We start from the raw sequence: 18,906 nt of genomic DNA, 5'->3' as shown, positions 1-18,906 counted from the left end.
GCTTTTTTATCCGCAACCCGATAGGAGAAATCAATGGAATTCTTATCTGCAATTAAAGATCTCGTACCCGAATACGCAAAAGATATTCGCTTGAACCTCGATGGCACGATTGCCCGCTCGTCACTGGAAGGCAATGATGCGGTTGGCGTAGCCCTGGCTGCGGCTTTCGCAGCACAAAGCCCGGCCCTGGTCGCGGCGATTCGTCAAGCAGGTGTGCTGTCAGAAGAAGAAACCAACGGCGCGCTGACTGCCTCCGCCTTGATGGGCATGAATAACGTCTGGTACCCGTATGTCGAGATGACCGGCAATGCCGATCTGAAATCCCAACCAGCCGGTTTGCGTATGAATGCCTATGCGACGCACGGTGGTGTGGATAAACGCCGCTTCGAAATGTACGCGCTGGCAGCTTCGATCATCGGCAAGTGCCACTTCTGTGTGAAATCGCACTTCGATACGCTGGTCAACGAAGGAATGAGCTCCACGCAGTTGCGTGACATTGGCCGGATCGCCTCGGTTATCAATGCAGCGGCACTCGTCATTGCAGCCGAAGGCAAGTAAGGCGTGAGTGCGGTGCTTTACACGTGCACTTCACACGTGCACCAAAGCCATGAAGCAACCAGCACCCGCCAAAAGAAAACACCATGTGGTCATACGCCACATGGTGTTTTTTTAACGACTTCACATTCGATTCAGGCATTCGGGCATTCGGGCATTCAGCCAGCCTTCTAATGAATGTGCCAGGACGGCGCTTCAGTGCCTCAAATCTCAGCGCTTCATCAGCAGCGCGATGGCCTGAGCCTCGATGGCCTCGCCTCGCCCGAGATAGCCGAGCTTTTCGTTGGTCTTGGCTTTCACATTCACTCGCTCAAGCGGTAGCTTGAGATCAGCCGCAATATTGGCCCGCATCGCGTCGATATGCGGTGCCAGCTTCGGTGCCTGGGTGATGACTGTGGTATCCACATTCACAATCGTAAAACCCGCTTTTTGCAGCCGTACTGCGCATTCACGCAATAACGCCCGGCTGTCTGCGCCCGCAAAATGCGGATCGGTATCTGGAAAATGCCGGCCAATGTCGCCCAGGGCCGCTGCACCAAACAACGCGTCGGTCAGTGCATGCAGCAGCGCATCAGCATCTGAATGGCCCAGCAGGCCGCGTTCATAAGGAACCATGACACCGCCCAGCACCAGTGGACGCCCTGGCACGAGCGCATGCACGTCATATCCCTGTCCGACTCTTAAATCCATAGCGAGAAACCTTGGGTTACGGGTTGATTGAATTGAACCAAACGGCTCAGGATCCGCCCTGCCAGCGCAACATTGCGTCAGCAAGATCGAAGTCCTCAGGATAGGTCACCTTGAAATTGCTCAAGCTGCCTTGCACCAGCTGCGGTGCATGGCCCAGCCATTCGATGGCGCTGGCTTCATCAGTCAGATCATGGCCGTTGCGCTGAGCGTCCAGAATAGCGTCACGCAACATGCCCACGCGAAACATCTGCGGCGTTTGCGCTTGCCACAGCCCATCACGCGCTTCTGTGCGAGCGATCCGCCCCCCACTATCGGGGGCGACGCGTTTGAGTGTATCGGCCACCGGCAGCGCGACGATGCCGCCAACGGGATCATCTTTTAGCACCCCGATTAATGTGCGAATCAGGCCCGGGGTAATGCCCGGGCGCGCGGCGTCATGTACCAGCACCCAGTCGTTGTCGTCTGCGCCAAACTCCGCCAGCGCATGCAGGCCATTGAGCACCGACGCCTGACGTGAAGCACCGCCGCAGCGGCGCACGATAAAGCGCAGGCCAGCAAAACGGCGCGCATCGAAATGAGCATCATCCGGGGCAATGACGACGAGTGTCTGGGCTAGTTCATGACAGGCGTCGAACGCAGCCAGCGTGTGATGCAGCAAATCACGCCCGGCCACACTGCGATATTGCTTGGGCATTGCTGCACCGGAACGGCTACCGGTACCCGCACACGGAATCAAGGCAAAAAAACGTGAAGTCACAGCGGCGGGCGTCTCATAGTCAAAGTCAAGCGCGGATTTTATAACAGCGCCTTACCATCCTGGCCCCGACACGCGTAAACTTGCCGCTCACCTGTGAACCTACGGCTGCCTTTTCCCCCTATGTCAGACATCGCCGCTTCATCGCAGTCCCCGTCTCCCTCGTCTCTTTCGACCGGCACTGCCACCGCGCCGGTCGCACTCGTCAAAACGGGCCAGCGTTTTGCTTTTGATGGCGCATTCGGTTCGTCCGATGCGCTACTGATCGCCCGCTATCACCTGGCCTATCGGGCACAAGCGCCGCTGCTGGCAGTGATCTGCGCGAACGCCGCCGATGCCCAGCGGCTTTCGCAGGAAATCAGTTTTTTCGCCCCCGAAGCGCGGGTGCGGTTGCTGCCCGACTGGGAAACACTGCCCTACGACACCTTCTCACCTCATCAGGATCTCGTGTCAGAGCGGCTCGCCACCCTGCACGATCTGGGTGAAGAGCGCTGCGACATCCTGCTGGTGCCGGCAACCACAGCGCTGTACCGCATGCCGCCGCCGTCATTCATGGCGGCTTACACGTTCTCGTTTGGCCAGGGCGAGCGGCTGAATGAAGCGCGCTTCAAGGCGCAACTGACGCTCGCTGGCTATGAGCATGTGAGCCAGGTGGTGCGTCCTGGTGAGTACTGCGTGCGTGGCTCGCTGATTGACCTCTTTCCGATGGGCTCGCCGTTGCCGTATCGCATCGACCTGTTCGACGATCAGGTCGATTCCATCCGGGCCTTCGATCCGGATACCCAGCGCAGCCTGTATCCCGTGCGCGACGTGCGCTTGCTGCCGGGCCGCGAGTTCCCGTTTGATGATGCCGCCCGGACAGCGTTTCGCAGCCGCTGGCGTGAGGTGTTCGAGGGCGACCCCAGCCGCGCGACGATCTACAAGGACATCGGCAATGGCGTCCCGTCGGCTGGCATCGAATATTATTTGCCGCTTTTTTTCGACGATACCGCCACGCTGTTTCACTATCTGCCCGCCGGAGCTCAACTGGTGTTTACCGGCGACATGGACACCGCGATCCGGCGTTTCACGGCCGATACCCGGCAGCGCTATAACTTTTTGTCTCATGACCGCGACCGGCCCATTCTTGAGCCGCAACGGCTGTTTCTTTCAGACGAAGATTTTTTTACGCTGGCCAAACCGTTTGCTCGCCTTGTACTCCCCTCTAACAGCAGCGGCTGGGCCACGCCGCTGCCGGCACTCGCGCTCGACCGCCACGCTGACGATCCACTCGCAGCGTTACGCGCTTATCTGGCTACCTCGCCAAATCGCGTGCTGTTTCTGGCTGAATCAGCAGGGCGCCGTGAAACCATCGCCCAATTGCTCACCGAGCATCAGCTACGGCCTGCATCAAGCGATAGCTACGAAGACTGGCTGACCTCCAGCGCACCGTTTGCGCTCGGCGTGGCACCGCTCGCCACCGGGTTTGCGTTGCCCGCCGAAGGTCTTGCGCTCATCACCGAAACCGAGCTTTACGGGCCGCTAGCGCGCCGCTCAGGACGACGGCGGCAAGAGCAGGCCAGCAACGTCGACTCGATGGTGCGCGATCTCTCCGAACTGAAGCCGGGTGATCCGGTCGTGCATGCGCAGCATGGCATTGGCCGCTATCTGGGCCTGGTGACGATGGATCTCGGCGAAGGCGAAACCGAATTCCTGCATCTTGAGTATTCCGCCAGCAGCAAACTGTATGTCCCCGTGGCGCAGTTGCATGTCATTTCGCGTTACAGCGGTGCCGACCCCGACAGCGCGCCACTGCATGCGCTCGGCTCTGGCCAGTGGGACAAGGCACGGCGCAAGGCCGCCGCGCAGATCCGCGATACCGCCGCTGAACTCCTGAACCTGTACGCCCGCCGGGCAGCGCGTGAAGGTCACGCTTTCACACTAGACGCGCGCGATTACGCGAAATTCGCCGGTAGTTTCGGCTTTGAGGAAACCCCCGACCAGGCCGCGGCCATTGCGGCCGTCATTGGCGACATGACCAGCGGCAAGCCCATGGACCGGCTGGTTTGCGGCGACGTCGGCTTTGGCAAGACCGAAGTCGCGCTGCGTGCAGCCTTTATCGCGGTCATGGGTGGCAAGCAAGTTGCGCTGTTGTCGCCCACCACCCTGCTCGCGGAACAGCACACACAAACCTTCTCCGACCGTTTCTCCGATTGGCCAGTGCGCATCGCTGAGTTATCGCGCTTTAAGTCAACCAAAGAAATCAACGCGTCGATCCAGCAGATTAACGAAGGCGGCATAGATATCGTGATCGGCACGCACAAGCTGCTGTCAGCCGATGTTCAGTTCAAGCGGCTGGGTCTGGTCATCATTGACGAAGAGCATCGCTTTGGCGTGCGGCAGAAAGAAGCGCTCAAGGCCTTGCGGGCCGAAGTGGATGTGCTGACGCTCACCGCCACACCGATTCCGCGCACGCTGGGTATGGCGCTCGAAGGATTGCGCGACTTTTCGGTCATCGCCACCGCGCCGCAAAAGCGCCTGGCAATCAAAACCTTCCTGCGCCGCGAGGAAGACAGCGTGATCCGCGAGGCCATGCTGCGTGAGCTCAAACGCGGCGGCCAGGTCTATTTTCTGCATAACGAAGTTGAAACCATCGAAAACCGCCGGGCGATGCTCGAAGCGCTGGTTCCCGAAGCGCGCATCGCCGTGGCCCATGGCCAGATGCACGAGCGCGAACTGGAACGTGTGATGCGCGACTTTGTGGCTCAGCGCGCCAACGTCCTGCTTTGCACCACGATCATCGAAACCGGCATCGACGTGCCCAGCGCCAACACGATCCTGATTCATCGCGCGGACAAATTTGGCCTCGCGCAGTTGCACCAGTTGCGTGGCCGCGTCGGGCGCTCACATCACCAGGCGTATTCGTACCTGCTGGTGCATGACCCGCAAGGCCTGACCAAGCAGGGGCAGCGGCGTCTCGATGCCATCCAGCAGATGGAAGAGCTGGGCGCGGGCTTTTATCTGGCAATGCATGACCTCGAAATTCGCGGCACGGGCGAGGTGCTGGGCGACAAGCAGTCGGGCGAAATTCACGAGATCGGTTTTCAGCTTTACACCGACATGCTCAACGATGCCGTCAAAGCACTCAAGGAAGGCCGTGAACCCGATCTGAATGCGCCTCTGGCCGCTACCACCGAGATCAACCTGCACACCCCTGCGATCTTGCCTGCCGACTACTGCGGTGATGTCCAGGAAAGGCTATCGCTATACAAGCGGCTGGCAAGCTGCGAGCACGATGACCTGATCGACAGCATTCACGAAGAACTGATCGACCGCTTCGGCAAGCTGCCGCAGCCGGCCCAGGCGCTGGTCGAAACGCACCGGCTACGACTGCTCGCCAAACCGCTGGGCTTGTCGAAGATCGACGCAGGCGAAAGCGTGATCGGCATGCAGTTCATTCCGAATCCGCCCATTGATGCGATGCGCATTATCGAAATGGTGCAAAAACACAAGCACATCAAGCTCGCGGGCCAGGACAAGCTGCGTATCGAAACGCGTAGCCCCGATCTGGCGATACGGGTCGCAACGGTCAAGGAAACGCTGCGCGCGCTCGGTGCGCCCGTGCGCAAAACCAGTTGATACAAACGGCCGCGACCAACCTGCGGCGATGGCCGAATTTATCTGCTTGCGCCTTGCTACATAAGGGCCTTAGTCCATCCCCTGCTTTTTGGGTATGATCGAAAATTCTGTATGCCGGAGTTCTAACATGTCTCAAACTGCTGAGTCGGCCCGTTCTGCTTCTGCTTCTACCTCTTCTGCTGCATCCCCTGCCTCACTGCCCTGGGTCACCCGGCTCGTATCCATGGATACCGTCAGCCGCAATCCCAATCTTGGCCTGATCGAAACCGTGCGCGACGCGTTGCGTGCGCTCGGCGTGAGCGCCACGCTCACTCATGATCCAAGCGGCAAGTGGGCCAACCTGTTCGCCACACTCCCCGCGCATGACGGCGCGACCAACGGCGGCGTGGTGTTGTCTGGACATACCGATGTGGTGCCCGTCGATGGCCAGCGCTGGGACAGCGATCCGTTCAAGCCAGAAGTTCGTGACGGCAAACTTTATGGGCGCGGCACCTGTGACATGAAGGGTTTTATTGGCGCGGCACTGACGCTCGTGCCCGAGATGCAGCGCACGAAACTGGCCAAACCGATTCACCTGGCGTTGTCCTTCGACGAAGAAGTGGGCTGTGTCGGCGCGCCGCTGATGATCGACGACTTGCTCAAACGTGGCATCAAGCCAGACGGCTGCATCGTCGGTGAACCTACCTCCATGCTGCCGGTTGTCGCCCACAAGGGCATTAACGCGTACCAGTGCTGCGTGCGCGGGCATGCGGCGCATTCGTCACTCACACCGCAAGGCTTGAATGCTATCGAATACGCGGCCCGTCTGATCTGCCACATCCGCGACATGGCCACCCAGTTTCGCGCGCAAGGGCCGTTCGATGAGCATTACGACGTGCCGTTCACCACCGCACAGACCAGCCTGATCGAAGGCGGCAACTCGCTCAACACCGTCCCAGCTGAATGCCGTTTCACATTCGAGTTCCGCAATCTGCCAACTCTGAACCCAGCCGAAATTTTCGCCCGCATAGATCAGTACGCACGCACAACACTGCTGCCGCAAATGCAGCGCGAACATGCGTCCGCGGCCATCGAGTTCACCCAGATCGCCGCTGCGCCAGGGCTTGACGAAGCAGAACAGGCCGCCATTACTACACTCGTACGGGCACTCACGGCCGACCAGAGCAAGCGCAAGGTCGCATATGGCACCGAGGCGGGTCTGTTTGCGCTAGCGGGCATTCCTAGCATTGTGTGTGGGCCCGGCGATATTCAGCAGGCGCACAAGGCAAATGAGTTTGTCGCGCTCGAACAGCTCACCGAGTGCGAACGTTTTCTGCAAAAGTTCATCCATAGCATGTCGGTTGACGCGCAACTGGCTTGAGCCTTTGTGGTCGCTTTGTAGCTGCTTTGCTACCGCTTTGCAGCCACCCAGGCCACCCGCACTTTCTTCCTCATTCGGCTTAAAACACCATGTCTAGCGCACTGCCCCGGCACACCGACCACACCATCGACGGTGAGCCGATCCCAACCCTTGACGACATCGCGGCGCAGCATTTCACCCTGACACCGTGGGTCGCTCGCACGCCCACCTTTGACCGGCTGGATTTTCCATCGCTTGACGGCACGCTCGTCAACTTCAAGTTCGAGCTGCTTCAGGCAGGCGGCAGCTTCAAGACGCGCGGTGCATTCACTCATATGCTCGCGCTGGAAAAAGCGCAACGCAGCGCTGGTGTCACGTGCGTCTCGGGTGGCAATCATGCGGTTGCAGTCGCCTATGCCGCAATGCGGCTAGGCATCAGCGCCAAGGTCGTGCTGTTTCGCTCCGCGCATCCGGCGCGCATCGCGTGGTGCAAGCGCTATGGTGCCGATATCGTGATGGCAGGAACCGGGCCGCAGGCGTTTGACATCGTGCGCCGTATCGAGGCCGAGGAAGGTCGCTATTTCGTTCATCCGTTTAATGGCTACCGCACTATCCTGGGCACCGCGACGCTCGGTTACGAATGGGCCACACAAACGCCCGATCTCGATGCGGTGATCGTGCCAGTGGGTGGTGGTGGTCTGGCTGCGGGTATCGCCACAGCCTTGAAGCTTGCCAATCCGCGCGTGCAGATCTATGGCGTCGAGCCGGAAGAATCAAATGCAATGGGTAAAAGTTTTGCGGCTAATCACACGGTGAAAATGGGTGCGATGCATTCCATTGCTGATTCATTAATGGCACCGCACACCGAGGAATATAGCTACGAGTTATGCCGACGGCATATTGATGGTCTTGTCACCGTAACCGACGATCAATTGCGCGCCAGCATGCTGATGCTGTTCGATCAGCTCAAACTCGCGCTTGAACCAGCTTGCGCGGCTGCCACTGCCGCGCTACTTGGGCCTTTACGTGAAACGTTGCAAGGCAAACGAGTTGGCGTGCTGCTATGCGGCTCCCACACGGATCCGGCCAGCTTTGCCGCACAGACAGCCAATATAACGGGCTCTAATTAACAAAACCCTTTCATTAACAAAAAACTACCCGTTGCAACGTGTGTTGGCTATCATTGCGCCACTCACTTTAATAAGGAATCTCATATGAGCATGATTAAGGAATTCAAGGAGTTTGCCCTTAAAGGCAATGTGATGGATCTGGCCGTGGGTGTCATTATTGGCGGCGCATTTTCCACCATTGTTAATTCGATTGTGAAAGACCTGATTATGCCGGTGGTCGGCATTGCAACCGGCGGCCTCGATTTTTCCAACAAATTTATTTTGCTCGGCCATATTCCTGAGGGCTTCAAGGGCAATCCTGAGTCATACAAGGATTTACAGACAGCTGGTGTAGCCGTCTTTGGTTATGGCTCGTTCATTACTGTCGCCATCAATTTCGTCATTCTTGCCTTCATCATTTTCCTGATGGTGAAATTTATTAATAACCTGCGCAAACCGGCTGTGGCCGAAGTAGCGGAACCCGCTGAAGATGTTCTGCTGTTGCGTGAAATCCGTGATTCACTGAAAAACACGCCGAGGTAGGCCGCGAAGTAAACCGCAAAGCAACAAGTCATTCAATAAAAAATCCTGCCAGCAATATTGCTGGCAGGATTTTTTATTTCATCACGGCATTTATTCTTCAGGCCCTCGTGCTAGCTGCCCCGGTAATCAACCGCATTTGCGGGAGGCTGGATATTGCGTGCGGCAGGCTTGCTAGCGGCCGCATCGGGAACCGGTTTTAACGGTAGCGGCGCGCGGGATTTCTGCTTTTGTCCTGGCGGCGGCGCGCCAGGTTTAGTCCGCATCTCCGACATCAGCGCAGCACAAGGCAGCGGTTGGTTATTGCTCGGCGCGATCAATGGAATCAGCGCGGCAAACGGGTTGATTAACCCAAGACCAATCATCGCCCCGCCACGCAACATCAATGCCCCCGCATCGACACCGACATGTGGGTCTTTGAAGGTGCCCTTCACATAAAGCGGTGAGCGCAATGAGAACACCCGGAAACCCTTCGTATGCGGATGAATGCCCAGATCCATCGATTCATCGCGCAAATTGACATGGCCGTCGATATTGATTACCGCATCGGCCGTATCCAGAGCGAACACTCGTGAATCAAGCACACCATTCGTGGCAACAAAATCCGCTGCTGCACAGTTGATCTTGACGTCGCGGGCATCAAAGAGCTTTTCGTACACCACATTGGCGACGTTTAAACCCGCTGCTTCCATAATCAAGCGGCTAACCGTCCCATCTATCACTACCGCTTTGATTTCGCCGTTAGCGGTGGCCGCCAGCGCCGCAGGAGAATTGCCTGTCGCGGAGAGCGCCGCGTCTCCATTGATTTCCCCCAGCGCCGTTTGCATGGTCTTGACGTCAGGCAAAAGCTGCTTGAGCTTCAAATGACGGGCCGACGTCGAGAAACGTCCTTTCAGCGGCGTCGCGCTGCCATCCAGGTGAATCGTCGAAGTCAGCGTGCCGCCTGCCACGCCGAAACTGAGCGGCTCAAACGAAAGCACGCCGTTATTCATCACCACATGGGTGTAAAGATTGGTAATTGGCAAGCTGGGGTCTTTAATCAGACGACGTCCGGTAAATTTCACATCCGCATCAATCGCCTTCCAGCGCTCGGTGCGAAATGCTTCAACCGGCAGCACCCGGCCGGTGGGCTGGCGTGTGGTATCGCCACGCTTTGCCTTACTGGCGTTGCTATCAGCACCGATCAGCGGTGCCAGGTCGGAGAACTGCAAGACGTTCGATACCAGCTCACCCTGCAACGACGGACGCGGCTTACGAGCGGTATAGGTCAGCGTGCCATTCAGATCGCTGCCACCTACCCGGCCAGTAAAGTTTTCATAACGAAACACACTGCCACCGCGTTTGAACTGGCCGATCAAGCGGCCATCGGTTGCATAAGGTGGCGTGTCTGGCAAGGTCACGCCCGTCAACGCATACAGATGCGCCATGCTGACACCCTGCAGCCACAAACGCAGATCAATCGCCCCGAGATTGACGGGATCTGTCAGCGTGCCAACCAGAGCGACATGCAGATCCCCCGCTTTCACATCGGCCTGAAGTGGAAAAGGCCGTTTCGCATCCTGCAAGGCCAGTACGCCCCCCACCGCTCCCTTACCGGACACGGCCTGATGATTATAGGAACCCTTAACGGTCCAGCCGATTGCATAGGTTGGCACAGTTTTTTCTGGGCGGCCGGGTTTGGTCACAGCATGGGTGCCAGAAACGGATGCAGTCGATACTGCCAAAGCGGCTGAAGCATCTGCTGGCGCAGAAGCGGTGGATGCGGCTGACGCCGCAGCCACAGAAGCCGTCTCGACCTGAGCCGCGAGACGCTTGGCAGCCTGTTTGCCCACCACTTGGGCCGACTCTTTGCGCGACGCAGTCTCCTGCGCTTTCATCACCTCGCCCAATGGCACAGGCTGGCCCAGTGTATCGACCACGACCTCCACGTCAGTTTTACTCTTCTGGTCGGAATATTTGACATGGCCCTTGGCAAAAGCAATGTCGTGCAACTGAAGCGTCCAGCTTGATGGCTCTGATGAGGAAGCCAGCTTGAAAGTCCAGTTATTGCGCCCGTCAGCCAGCCGCTCAAGATCGACAGAAGGATTAACCAGATTGATGGCGGGAATGACGATATCGCGGGCCAACAAGGGCAATGCCTTCACATCGAAATAAATCTGTTCGAGGGTAGCGAAATGTTTGTCCCGAGCCCAGTCCGGGTTAGCCACCGTGATGGTCTCGGCTGAAAAACGAGGCCATGGCACCCAAGCCTGCCAACCACTCTCGCCCGCTGGATGATGCCAGCCTATTTTTAGATCGCCCTCAATCGCAAAGGGTCGGCCGATGGCCTGGCTCACCTTGTCGTTAATCCACGGACGCGCATGATTCCAGTTGAAGGTCAGAACAAAGACGGTCAATGTTGCAAGCAGAACGGCCAGCACCACCGCGAACCATCCGATTATTTTTCCAGCTTTCTTTACGCATGCGCGCGACACCGCCATGAGGGCTCCGCAGTTTGTTTCGTTATCGATAGACAAGCACAGGTCGTGCCCGGTTCAGGCAGATGTGTGTTCAAGCCAGTCGCTTAATCCGGGTTCAGGCAACGCCAATCGACGTCTGGAAAGGACCCGCTCGAACTGATGCCATCCCGTTTCAAGCGCCGCATTTTAATAGGCGGGTGGGCGCAGATACAACATGCCGCTTGCAATGCATCGTGGTGCGATGCATTGCAAGCGGCATATTTGCTGGCCAGATCGAAAGGTTTAACGCCGGGCGGTGAGCGTAATTTGAGTTCCGTCATTCAACGTAAGCGTTTTGCTACTGCCATCAGTCGGCATCGAAAAGCGGACTATCTGGCTTAGTTTCACGCTATCCGCGCATTTCAATTTTTTAGCTGATTTCGTCACAACTTTTGTGCCGCGCGGTGTTTGCGCCAGAAAGCTCAACTGAATAGTTGCCGTCCCATCAGCGCTGACCACCGGTGCGACACGCAACTGAACCTGACGAAGCATCGCGCCGTTGGCATCCAGCGCCATCGATTCATAACCGGGACACTGACTAGAGACTGGCACAGCACCACCTGGCGGCACGGTTTTCCAGGTGTAATCGTCAGACTGGCCCGAGCGGATTGAACGTGTTTCTTGAGTATTTCCGAACTGCGCCGATGTCACTTTGACGCTATAGCGAATCGGTCCATCAAGCGCGGCCTGCGATGTGATGGTGATAGGCGGTGCAGCCAGCGCTGCGGAACTTAACGCGACGCTCATGCCGATCAGGCAGGCAGACGCAGAAAAAACAGATACTGCTGATAAGGCAAAGCACGCTCTCATATCGTCACCTCGCTGTAGTGTGCCGCATGGCCGGGACCATTCACGGTCATACGACTATGCTGGCCTGATTCCATGGCAGTCTAACGCCTCACACGACAGCACGCGAATTTTCTAGAGGTGATTTCATCGCTGGTAATCAAGCCCCTCCGGAAGGATTGAATCACTTGAATGATTCAAATGTGAACCCCGAGGCCACCAGAGGCCCACACTAATCCCTCACCAACGGACCTGCCATATCGGCATACGCAGAAACCAGCGTTTTATATCTTCAGTGCCGTATTCACCCAGACTGCGCCACTAGCATGCCCACCTGCTGCAATACTTTTGATCGGACGGGCATAGCTGATACTGACATTCGCACGATTACCCGCGGTGTAATTCAGCCCTGCGCCATAGCCGCTGAGATTGACGCTGGGCGACACGCCACGTGCGCCAAATTTCTGCGGCTTACCGTGGGCCATTTCATAAAAAATCTGGGCACGCAAGCCCTTTACTTTCGGCACACCCGTGCTCAGCACCACCGACCCAATCCAGCCAGAATCAACACTCGCCGCATCGGTCGTGTAGGCACGTACAGCACCTGGGCCACCTAATGCCATTTTTTCCACAGAGTCGAGCGTTCGGCTAGCCTGCTGGCCATTCCAGGCCATTTCAAGCAGCACGTCTGAGACGAGCGACTGAGTGACGCGCACGTTTTGTGTAGCCTTGTAGAACCTTCCATCCGTGCTTACGCCCCAGAACGGATCGGGATTATCAATCCGGCCAGCACCGATACCGGCCTCATATTGAATTGCATTTGGCCGACCGGCTAACGTGCTGCCGTAGTTACCTGATACTTGAAGGCCAGCGACAAGATCGGAGCGTTTGTTGTCACTGCTGACAATCGTGTCGCGCATGGATTTGTAGTCGAGACTGGCGCTCAACGACAGATCATTGTTATGTTTGCGGATTAATGACTTATTGGCATAGAGCGTAACGATATTCGCATTGCCATCGCCGATGCCTTTATAAAGCCCGCCCAACGCGTAATTCACCCGGGCAAAAGCCAAGCCTGCGCGCATACCCGCTGCGCCGATCGGTAAATCGTAAGAAGCACGCCCAAGCAATGTGTAACCACTATTGCTGTTACTGGTGAACTGAAAAATATCGGGGGCGGCATACCCCATGAACTGGAAACGGTCTCCTATTTTTAACGGGCTATTTGCCGTGAACTGAAAACCGATGCGATTTCTTCCAGTGGTTTCCGAGCCATTATTGTCGGCCACTAGCACTGCTTCAACGGCGGGCTCCGCCGCAATACCCAGCGTCAAGATCGAGCCGCCAGGCTGTGTGCCAGCTGCCAGTACGGGAGAAATACCGCCAATGCCAGGCAAATCAGCCAGGCGCGAAATTTCAGCTTGAGCACGAACGATATTGGTCGACTCGTTCTGGATGCGTTGCATATACCGCTCAAGTACGGTATCGGAGACTCGTGACTTGTTTTTTCCTAATACAACGGATTCCAGATGGCCACTAATGACCGCCATACGAATCACACCACCCTCGACCTTCTGCGGAGGAATCATCGCGTAACTCAGCGCCTCTCCAGCCGAAACAAGGGCCTCAGAGATCTCTGCCGCAATGTCACGGAGCTCGCCAAAAGTCAGATTGCGATCCTGATAGGCAGCAACAATTGAATTGACGCGTGACTGTAATGCCGGCGGCACATCGTCCACCTCAATGCGCACGACGTGAATCACCTCACCTTTCGTACTCTCTGACGGTGCGGCTTTGTGTATTTCTACCGGTTCAACCGGAGTATTCGATCGAGGCGCATCGGGAACCAGCAAGTCAGGTGTGCTTTGAAGCAACGAGCCGGTTGATGGCAACATGCCAGGCACAAAACGGATTGCTGTACCCGGAGCACTTTGCGCGTGAGCCGCAGATAGTCCGGAGACCCCGGACACAATAATCCAGGAGGCAAGAAATTTAGATGAGATTTTCATGTACAAGACACGCCCTTCAGACACCAGGACCGCAGGGCGTGAGAGATCTAGCTAATTTGAACGCTCATGGTTCACAGAAAAAATACTACTGCGCACCATGAGCGACTTGGGAAGTCGTGCCTTACCAGCCTTGTAGGGCCGAAGGAGCCCTTTGACTGCCAGACGTTTCAGCACGATAACTATTTTGAGCGCGGGACAAATCGCTCCAGGCCTGATTACGGGCGCGGTTTGCAGCGTTGAGTGATTCGCGCGCTGCCTGCATGCTCATCCCATACCTGGATCTAGCCTGATAGGCAGCAAAACGATCAGCACCCGCATCCATCAAATCGGCTCGCAATTTTTTATGCAGCGTCAGGGTCATCTGATTGTAGGAAGCTTGAGACTTCTTAAAATCGCGATTCGCCATGATTGCCCTCTGGAATGCCGAATAAACCTCGGTCGCCAGTCGTGGTGCCGGTGTTGATTCCGGGCCAGAAACTGGTGCCGGTGCCGGTGCCGGTGCCGGTGATCCCGGTCCAGGTCCCGCTGCCGAATCTGGATTTGGCCTTGGAACCGGAGCTGGTGCCGGTGCCGGCGATCCAGGTCCAGCTATCGAATCTGGATTTGGCTTTGGAACCGGAGCTGGTGCCGGTGCCGGTGCTGGCGACCCCGGTCCAGGTCCCGCTGCCGAATCTGGATTTGGCGTTGGAGCCGGAGCTGGTGCCGGTGCAGGCGATCCCGTTGCCACTGACGGATCTTGGACCGGCGGCGGTGGCGGCGGCAATGGCGTCACCGGCGGCGGCGGCGGTGGCAATGGCGTCACCGGCGGCGGTGGCGGCGGCAATGGCGTCACCGGCGGCGGCGGCGGTGGCAAAGGCGTCACCGGCGGCGGTGGCGGTGGCAATGGCGTCACCGGCGGCGGCGGCGGTGGCAATGGCGTCACCGGCGGAGGCGGCGGCAATGGCGTCACCAGCGGCGGCGGCGGCGGCGGTGGCAATGGCGTCACCGGCGGCGGTGGCGGCGGCAATGGCGTCACCGGCGGCGGCGGCGGTGGCAATGGCGTCACCGGCGGCGGTGGCGGTGGCAATGGCGTCACCGGCGGCGGCGGCGGTGGCAATGGCGTCACCGGCGGAGGCGGCGGTGGCAATGGCGTCACCGGCGGCGGCGGCGGTGGCAATGGCGTCACCGGCGGCGGCGGTGGCGGCAATGGCGTCACCGGCGGAGGCGGCGGTGGCAATGGCGTCACTGGCGGCGGTGGTGCAAACGGATTAGCCGGCCCCCCCTCCGTACGGTTCTCGATGATCTTGCCAGCGGTAATTTGCACAGGCATCTCACCGGCGGGGCGGATCTTGCTCGAGTTTGCCAGGTTGTATGTCAGATCACCATCAACGGTAATGGCATCCCGCTCTAGCGCACGTGCTTGCGTCACATCACCTGATGTATTGAGCGTCAAGTTTTGCTTGACCCGCGCACCCGTCAGGCCAATACCTTCCTTGCCTGCCGAGATCGTCGCATTAGTGGCCTCAAGATTCTTCAGCCATGTGCCATTCGCACTGGTCACCGACGCAGTTCCTGCCTCCAGACTATCGGCAGATATCGCCCCATCCCGGGCTGCCAGCGTCACGTTATTCGCCTTGATGCTGCCAAGCGAAATACTTTTCGCCGCGTCAATTGCCAGCTTGCCGGACGCATTGATGACGCTGTATTGATCGGTACCCGGCTCTTTATCCAGGCTCCGCACATTAACGCCATTCAGCGTGATATCCCCACCAGCCTTCAGCACGCCCGCTGAAATAATGTCTTTATCCGACTTGATTGCAATGTTTCCGCCCGCTTCTACCTGGGCGATGCTCACGCTGCCAAGACTTTTTGCGTTCAGATTGCCCCTGGTTCCAATTCCTCCCAGCGTCGTATCGCCTGTCATCGTCATGTCGAGCGAATCAACACCACCACGAACAATCCCTGCTGTATTGCGTCCCTTGGTCAGATTGAAACCACCCCCTGCCAGATCGAGCGTTCCGGTTGTGATCGACGAATCAGCGCTTTGCGTCGCACCGTCCTTCGCTCGCAGCGAAACATTACCTACCGCATTGGTTTCACCGTTGAGCGTCAACTGGTCCGCGCCATAGTGCACACTTGCGGCCTTGGTCTGTGTGCCTTTTTGCTGGGTAAAAGCTGCTTTGGCAGTCAGCCCAATCGACTCGCCTGCGCTGATATTCGCTGTCTGCACCAGATCGGATAACGACGTCACGTTGAGTGAGCGCGTCATGTTGATATCCGCACCAGCGGCCTGCGTCAGCTTCCCGGCAACAACCGTGAGCGACGCCCCATTAATCTTCGAATTCAGTTCAACAGAACCTAAGCGGCTGGCGAGTGCCAGATCACCATAATTCAGCGCGCTGTTGTCCAGCTTGACTGTCCCGGTGCCCGTTGCGATATTCAGGCGCGACTTTTGATCCGCCGCCGCCTTGACGAAACTCGCATCAATCACACCATTACCTGCAGTTGGCTTCGCACTTCCGCCAACATTCAGGTTCTGCTCCTCCGTCTGCAGCTTGACCGAGATGTTCATGTTCTCGGAGCGAGTGGTAGAAGACAGCTTCGGCACCTGAAGCCCTTCTCCGGTGAGCACGTTATCGGCAGTGAGCAACAGTTGTTCTGCTGCCAGCGTGCTCCTGTCAAACTTCACAGCACGGTCCTTGCCTTGTGCTGCCAGTTCAATTTGCCCCCCGCGTACCTCGTATTGGCCGAAACGGCCTTCGCCAGCCTGTCCGGCGGTAAGTTGCGCGCCATCAAGAATGTTGACGGAGTCGCCGCTGACCTTGATCAGGCTTCGTTGCTGCCCCAGCGGTTTATCGTGCATCGCTTCCAGCTTGCCACCGATATCCACCGAGCCATTACCGAGGCTTTCCAGCACAATCGAATTGTCTGCGCCAATCGTGGCACCCTTCGCCTCGATCGAGCCGGAGTTGTTAATCACACTACGGGTCATCGCATCAATGGCTCTCGCCGTCAGCTTGATATTGCCGTCGTTCGTCGCAATCAGGCCGCCGTTATTGATCAGCGCCTTCATGCTGCCCTGATCCAGCGTGATGGCAAAGCTGTTGTCGGAGTCCCCGAAGCTCAGGGTGACGTCACCACCAGCAGCCATGGCAACGCCTTTTGAGCCGACAATCTGGCCTCCTGCGTCGTTACGGACCTCGCCGCTGCCGATCAATGCAACCAGTTCCTTCGCCGTGATATCGCCAGCATTACTGACCTTGCCGGTGCCGTTGCCAGTAAAGCGGAACTTGTCCGCCTTGAAATCTGCGTCACTCATGTCAAGCGACGAGGCAACGAAACTCCCCACGTTAATATTTGCGCCCTTGCCAATCAGCACGCCATTCGGATTAACGACAAACACCCGGCCATTAGCGGTGAGTGAGCCGAGAATCGACGTAGGATTGGCGGAGTTAATGCGGTTCAGTACCGCGGATGTCTCCAGTGGTTGTGCAAACTTCAATGACTCTTTGGCTGCAACATCCATGTTGTCCCAGTTGACGATCATCTTGTCGCTAGTTTGCGTCACCGTTGTCGTCGCGCCATTTTTTGCAATCCCGCCGGTGCCAAACGCAATCGTACCCGTGCCGACTGCGTGAGCTTCACTGGCCGCCGCTAACGCAATTGCGAAAGCAAGCGGCCTCAAGGTCAGTGCATTTTTCATACTTTTAGTTTTCCAAAAAACGATCCAAGATTGGACCGCCGAGGAGTATCCGAATCGCATCAAATAATTGAATATAGGACTAATCCGAAAGTATTCCGAAAGTATTCCGAAAGAAATTTGACTGACACAGCACGGGGGAATTCCTTCGTTTTAAGTGCAACTTACCGACAAAAACCATTGAAGATATTTGCGGAAATTTCTGCAAATAAAAGATTTAGCTTTTCCTATTTCTTCTCTTCCTGAATCTTGAAATTTGGTTGAGCCTGAAAACCGGCACTCTGCTAACAGCACTGCCCGACGCCGGATAGATCATCGGCAGCACCTCGCACATGACTGCCTGGCATGCGCCGCCTAACCGTTACAATGGCCCGCTCTTTTTCCTGCTTTTTCTCTTGCGCCGCCATGCATCTCATCATTCAAAGCCTCACGCCCATCGACGCGCCGCACTACGCCGCGCTAGCTACGCTCGCACGGAGCCAACATATCGTCGCGCTCGACTCACATGCACTGCGGATCGAAGACGCCGACCCCGCGCCTGGGCCATGGCAAACAGAACTCTCGGCGTACTGCGCTGCGCAGGCGCTGGATTACGCATGGATCGAGCCGGAGCGGAAACTGGCAGACTTCGGCCTCGTCGCCATGGATATGGATTCGACGTTGATTACGATCGAATGCATCGACGAAATCGCCGACTACGGCGGTTTCAAAGCCGAAGTGGCAGCGATCACCGAAGCGTCGATGCGTGGCGAGATCAAGGATTTCAACGAAAGCCTCACACGCCGCGTGGCGTTGCTCAAAGGGCTAGATGCCGGAGTGCTGGAACGCGTGTATGACGAGCGGCTGGCGCTGTCGCCGGGCGCAGAGCGCATGCTGGCTGGGGTGCGTGCTGCAGGCCTGAAAACGCTGCTCGTTTCAGGCGGTTTCACCTTTTTTACCGAAAAACTGCGCGAGCGCCTAGGTCTCGACTTTACCCGTGCCAATACGCTTGAGATCGTTGCAGGAAAGCTCACCGGCCGGGTCAGCGGCGAGATCGTCAACGCCGAAGTCAAAGCCCGGACACTGCGTGAAACCTGCGCGCAATTAGGTCTCGCACCCAGCCGCGCGATTGCGCTGGGCGACGGCTCGAATGATCTGCAGATGATGGCCGCAGCAGGCCTGTCAGTCGCGTTCCGCGCCAAGCCAGTCGTTCGTGCCGCCGCGAGTGTGGCGTTCAACTATGTAGGGCTGGACGGTTTGCTACGGCTTTTTTGAATGCAGATTTTTGCCTGGTGCGCCGCCCGAACCGTTGCTGCAAATCGCGTGTAGACAACTTGCAGCAAGCAGGTG

Annotated in this window: 12 protein-coding genes; 6 read left to right on the top strand and 6 right to left on the bottom strand. The window is 57.5% G+C overall.

The window, feature by feature from the left end; genetic code table 11:
* The first annotated feature begins 33 nt into the window (after positions 1-33).
* Positions 34-558, top strand: a complete 525-nt coding sequence (locus GH656_RS07625) for a carboxymuconolactone decarboxylase family protein (protein ID WP_153075323.1) — start codon at positions 34-36, stop codon at positions 556-558.
* Between the two features lie 207 nt (positions 559-765).
* On the opposite strand, the gene ispF is transcribed toward GH656_RS07625, so the two are convergent.
* Both ispF and ispD read right to left on the bottom strand, forming a co-directional pair.
* On the bottom strand, positions 766-1,245 hold the full coding sequence (gene ispF / locus GH656_RS07620) for a 2-C-methyl-D-erythritol 2,4-cyclodiphosphate synthase (protein WP_153075322.1): 480 nt from the start codon (positions 1,243-1,245) through the stop codon (positions 766-768).
* A 46-nt stretch (positions 1,246-1,291) separates the two neighbouring features.
* Positions 1,292-2,002, bottom strand: coding sequence for a 2-C-methyl-D-erythritol 4-phosphate cytidylyltransferase (gene ispD / locus GH656_RS07615; RefSeq protein ID WP_153075321.1), 711 nt, complete (start codon positions 2,000-2,002; stop codon positions 1,292-1,294).
* Positions 2,003-2,122: 120 nt separating this feature from the next.
* Here ispD and mfd point away from each other — a divergent pair, with 120 nt between their 5' ends.
* From mfd to mscL, 4 genes are all read left to right on the top strand, one after another.
* A complete protein-coding gene (gene mfd / locus GH656_RS07610) occupies positions 2,123-5,617 on the top strand; it encodes a transcription-repair coupling factor (RefSeq protein ID WP_174769711.1) in 3,495 nt (1,164 codons plus the stop codon).
* A 127-nt stretch (positions 5,618-5,744) separates the two neighbouring features.
* Entirely contained in the window at positions 5,745-6,977 is a 1,233-nt protein-coding gene (gene argE / locus GH656_RS07605) for an acetylornithine deacetylase (protein ID WP_153075320.1), read from the top strand.
* An 89-nt stretch (positions 6,978-7,066) separates the two neighbouring features.
* Positions 7,067-8,086, top strand: coding sequence for a pyridoxal-phosphate dependent enzyme (locus GH656_RS07600; protein WP_153075319.1), 1,020 nt, complete (start codon positions 7,067-7,069; stop codon positions 8,084-8,086).
* A gap of 84 nt (positions 8,087-8,170) precedes the next feature.
* Positions 8,171-8,608: a large conductance mechanosensitive channel protein MscL gene (mscL, locus tag GH656_RS07595; protein WP_153075318.1), complete on the top strand. Its 438-nt coding sequence runs from the start codon at positions 8,171-8,173 to the stop codon at positions 8,606-8,608.
* Between the two features lie 110 nt (positions 8,609-8,718).
* Here the strand turns inward: mscL and GH656_RS07590 are convergent, their stop codons facing one another.
* From GH656_RS07590 to GH656_RS17765, 4 genes are all read right to left on the bottom strand, one after another.
* Complete coding sequence (locus GH656_RS07590; RefSeq protein ID WP_153075317.1) at positions 8,719-11,085, bottom strand: AsmA family protein; 2,367 nt, start codon at positions 11,083-11,085, stop codon at positions 8,719-8,721.
* Between the two features lie 261 nt (positions 11,086-11,346).
* Positions 11,347-11,913 (bottom strand): DUF6013 family protein, encoded by a 567-nt coding sequence (locus tag GH656_RS07585; RefSeq protein ID WP_153075316.1) that lies wholly within the window; start codon positions 11,911-11,913, stop codon positions 11,347-11,349.
* A 260-nt stretch (positions 11,914-12,173) separates the two neighbouring features.
* Positions 12,174-13,898, bottom strand: coding sequence for a ShlB/FhaC/HecB family hemolysin secretion/activation protein (locus GH656_RS07580; protein WP_153075315.1), 1,725 nt, complete (start codon positions 13,896-13,898; stop codon positions 12,174-12,176).
* Between the two features lie 121 nt (positions 13,899-14,019).
* Positions 14,020-17,580 carry a two-partner secretion domain-containing protein gene (locus tag GH656_RS17765; protein WP_174769710.1) on the bottom strand — a complete coding sequence of 1,187 codons (3,561 nt, stop codon included), beginning with the start codon at positions 17,578-17,580 and terminating at the stop codon, positions 14,020-14,022.
* Positions 17,581-17,982: 402 nt separating this feature from the next.
* Here GH656_RS17765 and serB point away from each other — a divergent pair, with 402 nt between their 5' ends.
* A complete protein-coding gene (gene serB / locus GH656_RS07555; protein ID WP_153075314.1) occupies positions 17,983-18,831 on the top strand; it encodes a phosphoserine phosphatase SerB in 849 nt (282 codons plus the stop codon).
* Positions 18,832-18,906: the final 75 nt, after the last annotated feature.

Source organism: Paraburkholderia bonniea (genome assembly GCF_009455625.1).
GTDB classification, from domain to species: Bacteria; Pseudomonadota; Gammaproteobacteria; order Burkholderiales; family Burkholderiaceae; genus Paraburkholderia; species Paraburkholderia bonniea.
Note: the sequence above shows the minus strand (reverse complement) of the source record. Positions and strands in the feature narration are given on the sequence as shown.